General features: G+C 63.7%; 5 protein-coding genes. 2 read left to right on the top strand and 3 right to left on the bottom strand.

Annotated elements, in window-relative coordinates:
* On the bottom strand, window positions 1-698 hold a 698-nt coding region (locus tag EOA38_RS29245), incomplete at its 3' end, for a DsbA family protein (RefSeq protein ID WP_145966111.1).
* A 198-nt stretch (window positions 699-896) separates the two neighbouring features.
* The gene (locus EOA38_RS29240; RefSeq protein WP_127221740.1) at window positions 897-1,397 is read right to left on the bottom strand and encodes a DUF721 domain-containing protein; all 501 of its coding nucleotides are present in this window, start codon (window positions 1,395-1,397) and stop codon (window positions 897-899) included.
* Window positions 1,398-1,429: 32 nt separating this feature from the next.
* Here EOA38_RS29240 and mutY point away from each other — a divergent pair, with 32 nt between their 5' ends.
* The gene (gene mutY / locus EOA38_RS29235; protein ID WP_127300869.1) at window positions 1,430-2,569 is read left to right on the top strand and encodes an A/G-specific adenine glycosylase; all 1,140 of its coding nucleotides are present in this window, start codon (window positions 1,430-1,432) and stop codon (window positions 2,567-2,569) included.
* 10 nt (window positions 2,570-2,579) lie between these two features.
* Window positions 2,580-3,191, top strand: a complete 612-nt coding sequence (locus EOA38_RS29230; protein ID WP_127300868.1) for an HAD family phosphatase — start codon at window positions 2,580-2,582, stop codon at window positions 3,189-3,191.
* Window positions 3,192-3,339: 148 nt separating this feature from the next.
* Here the strand turns inward: EOA38_RS29230 and EOA38_RS29225 are convergent.
* The coding region (locus EOA38_RS29225; protein WP_145966110.1) for a site-specific DNA-methyltransferase at window positions 3,340-4,298 on the bottom strand (959 nt) is incomplete at its 5' end.

Below are 4,298 nucleotides of genomic sequence, written 5' to 3'. Positions count from 1 at the left end.
TCCTCAATCGACATCGCCCCTTTGTAGGTCTTTCCGTTGATGAAGAAGGTCGGCGTCGAGTCGACCTTGAACTCGTCCGCTCCGCGTTTCTGGACTGCTCTCACATCGTCCAGAAGTTTCTGGTCCGTCAAGCAGGCCTCAAAGGACTCCTGTGTAAAACCGGCAAGCTTGGAGATCTGCAGCAGCGCTTCCTTGGTGTTGCTGACGCCAACCCAGCTCGGCTGCTGCTTGAACAGCACATCGACCATCGGGAAATAGTTGTCCTTGGCGCAGCGCGCCAGCATGAAGCCTGCCTCGGCGCTGGGATCGAACGGGAATTCGCGCAGGATGTAGCGGGCCTTGCCGGTGTCGATGTACTTGGTCTTCAACTCAGGGAAGGTGGTCATGGCGAAATGCGCGCAATGCGGGCAGGTCATCGACGCATATTCTACGATGGTGACCTTGGCGTCGTCCTTGCCGAGCTGCTTTTCGGGCAAAGCGCCGGGCTTCAACAGTTCCGCCATGTCGACCGTGCCTTGAGCCTCCGGCGCCTTAGCGGCGGCCGGCGTGGCCGGCTTGGCTGGCGTCGACGGGTTGGCGGGCTTCACATCGGCCGCCTTCGCGTCCTCGCCAGAGTCGCTGCACGCGGCAAGCAGCGCCACAGCCGGAACGGCGGCCAGCGTGGTCAAAAGGTTCCTGCGGGACAAAGAACGGTTCATGCGAATCACCTGATATCGGTTGGATTTTGCAATGCAAGGGCTAGAAAAGGCGAGAGTTGGCGCGAATTAAGGCATCGCCGTCCCCAATCCAATCGCCAAATTTTTCGGCCGCGATCACGAATACGCGATATTGACGACGATTTTGCAGCACGCCACACCACTTTTCCCAAAACCGCCGCACACTTTCGGGAGATACGCTCACGGCCTTTTTTGACCCAGAATGGTCGCTCCGAGCCGTTCGAGCGAAGCGCGCAGGCCATCGTCCTCGATCTTGCCGACCGTGCGCGCCAGCTTCGATTTCTCCGCCTCGCTGAGCGGCCTCGGCGCCGGTTTCGGACGGGCTTTTGCCGAAAGGACCGGCTTCTGCAATATCTTGATGCGGCCGATGGCGTTGAAGCCCAGAAAGGCGTTGACGCGGTTGATGACCTCGCCGGCCTCATGCTGCAGATGCAGCGCCGCCATGCCTTCGCAGGCGATGATAAGCATTGCCGGCTCGAACGGATCGTCCTCGTGCAGGCGGCGCGGCCATTGGATCTTTTCCGGGCGCGAGTGGCTGGCCAAGCGTGGGCCGGCGATCTCTTCCCACGATTGCACCAGTCCGATCGAGATGCCGGCGCGCTTCCTCAGCACCGGGTCGAGGATCTCGGTCGCGAGATCGCTCACCGGAACGGGATTGCCGAAGGGCCTTTTCCCTGCCATGTGCGTTCTCCGATCCCAAACCCACCCGATCAATGGCACCGCAAGACCAGACCCGCAAGGCCGCAGCCGAGAAGGCCGTATCCGGAGACGCCGGCGAAAGCGAATCCTTGGATATCTCCGCCCGCCTGCTTGCCTGGTATGACGCGCATCACCGCGACCTGCCCTGGCGTGTAATACCGGGGGCACTCGCGCGCGGGACAAGGCCCGATCCCTACCGCGTGTGGCTCTCCGAGGTGATGCTGCAGCAGACCACCGTTGAGGCGGTGAAAGCCTATTTCCGCAGCTTCCTGGAGAAATGGCCGAGCGTCGAGGCGCTGGCCGCCGCGCCCGCCGAGGACGTCATGAAGGCCTGGGCCGGGCTCGGCTATTATTCCCGGGCGCGCAACCTGAAGGCTTGCGCCGATCTCGTGGCGCGGCAGGGCGGCCGCTTCCCCGACACCGAAGCCGGCCTGAGGCAATTGCCGGGCATCGGAGCGTATACGGCAGCGGCGATAGCGGCGATAGCCTTCGACCGGCCGGCCGCTGTCGTCGACGGCAATGTCGAGCGCGTCATCTCGCGGCTCTATTCGATCGAAACGCCACTCGGCGAGGCCAAGCCAGAGATCCGCGCACTGGTCGAAAAGCTGGTGCCGCAAACAAGGCCCGGCGATTTCGCCCAGGCGATGATGGATCTCGGCGCGACGATCTGCACGCCGCGCCGCCCGCGCTGCATGCTGTGCCCGGTGCGGGAAGATTGCAGCGCGATCCTTTCTGGCGATCCGGAGCGGTTCCCGGTCCGCCTGCCGAAGGACGACAAGCCGCTCAGGCGGGGTGCTGCCTTTGTCGCCCAACGCAGCGATGGCGCCATCCTGCTGCGCAAGCGACCCGACAAGGGGCTGCTCGGCGGCATGACCGAGGTGCCCACCACTGCCTGGACGGCGCGGATCGATGGCGCGACCACGCCAGCTGCAGCACCCTTTCCGGCCGACTGGCGGCGCGCCGGGCGGATCGGCCATGTTTTCACGCATTTCGCGCTCGAACTCGAAGTCTTTCATGCCCACATCAAAGGTGATGTGCCGGGTGGGCATTTCTGGTCGCTGGCCCATGAAATTTCCGGGGAAGCGCTGCCCACCGTCATGAAAAAGGTAATCGAGGCGGCGATACCCGGCGCGACCAAAAAGCGTCCACATTGAAAGGCAGGCAATGACTGAAATCCGCCACATCGTATTCGACATCGGCAGGGTGCTGATCCATTACGACCCGGACCTTGCGTTCAGCCGACTGATCCCCAATGTGGAAGAGCGGAAGTGGTTCTTCGCCAATGTCTGCACCAGCGAATGGAACCTCGAGCAGGATCGCGGCCGCACGTGGGAAGAGGCCGAGGCGCTGCTGATCGCCGAGCATCCCGGCCACGCCGAGAACATCCGAAACTTCCGCCGCCACTGGCACGAGATGGTGCCGCATGCCTATGACGACAGCGTCGCCATCATGGTCGGACTGATCGAAGGCGGCCATGACGTGACCTTGCTAACCAACTTTGCCGTCGACACACTTGCTGAAGCCCGTCAGCGCTTCGATTTTCTCGGCCGCCCGCGCGGCGTGACCGTCTCGGGCGAGATCGGCCTGATCAAGCCGGACCGCGCCATCTACGATCATCACATCGCGGCCTTCGGGCTCGAACCCTCGGCGACGCTGTTCATCGACGACAGCCAGAAGAATGTCGATGGGGCCAAGGCCGCCGGCTGGCAGGCGGTGCTGTTCACCGACGCCAAGGCGCTTCAAGCAGACCTTGAGCGGTTTGGGATTGCGGCTTGATCTGAATCGCTTGCGGCGATCCGTTCACGTCTTGATTCAAGTGCGGTTCGACGATTCCATGGGATCGCCGAACCGCTCTTGAATATTGTTCTTCCGCAATTCCGGACGGAAAACCGCTGCGCACTTTTCCTGGAATTGGTCTGGCGGATCAGCCGCCTGCCCGCTCCATGCCGAGGCGCGCGATGCGCCGCAGCTCGTCGATCGGGGTCAGCCCGCCGCTGCGCTCGTAGTGCCAGAAGGTCCAGCCGTTGCAGGCATCCAGCCCCTGCACTTCGGCGCCGATCTTGTGGATCGAGCCGGCGCTGTCGCCGATGGCCAGCGTGCCGTCGGCGCGCACCTTGGCGGCCCAGCGCTTCTTGGCGTCATAGAGCGTGGCGCCCGGCGCCACCAGGCCGGTGTCGATCAGGCTGATGAAGGCGACGCGCGGCTCGGCGCGCTTGCCCGAAAGCACGGTGAGGTCGGCGCCATCAAGCGGGCGAACGGATGCGATGCGCTCATTGGCGGCATCGATATAGCCCTGCTCGCGCTCGATGCCGACGAAGTGGCGGCCGAGGCGCCTGGCGACGGCGCCGGTAGTGCCCGAGCCGAAGAAGGGATCGAGCACGACGTCGCCCGGCTTGGTCGAGGCCATCATGATGCGGGCAAGCAATGCCTCCGGCTTCTGCGTCGGATGCAGCTTGTTGCCGTTGTCGTCCTTCAGGCGCTCGCCACCGGTGCAGATCGGGAACAGCCAGTCGGAGCGCATCTGCAGGTCGTCGTTCGACGCTTTCAGCGCTTCGTAGTTGAAGGTGTAGCCCTTGCCCTTCTGGTCGCGCGAGGCCCAGATCATCGTCTCATGCGCGTTCTGGAAGCGGCGGCCGCGGAAGTTCGGCATCGGGTTGGTCTTGCGCCAGACGACGTCGTTGAGGATCCAGAAGCCAAGGTCCTGCATCCTCGCGCCGACGCGGAAGATGTTGTGGTAAGAGCCGATGACCCAGATGGTGCCGTTGGGCTTCAGCACGCGGCGCGCCGCGAGCAGCCAGGCGCGGGTGAAGGCATCATAGGCCTCGAAGCTCTCGAACTGGTCCCAGTCGTCGTCGACGGCGTCGACCTTGGACTGGTCGGGCC

The organism is Mesorhizobium sp. M1E.F.Ca.ET.041.01.1.1, assembly GCF_003997355.1.
Classification (GTDB): Bacteria; Pseudomonadota; Alphaproteobacteria; order Rhizobiales; family Rhizobiaceae; genus Mesorhizobium.
Note: the sequence above shows the minus strand (reverse complement) of the source record. Positions and strands in the feature narration are given on the sequence as shown.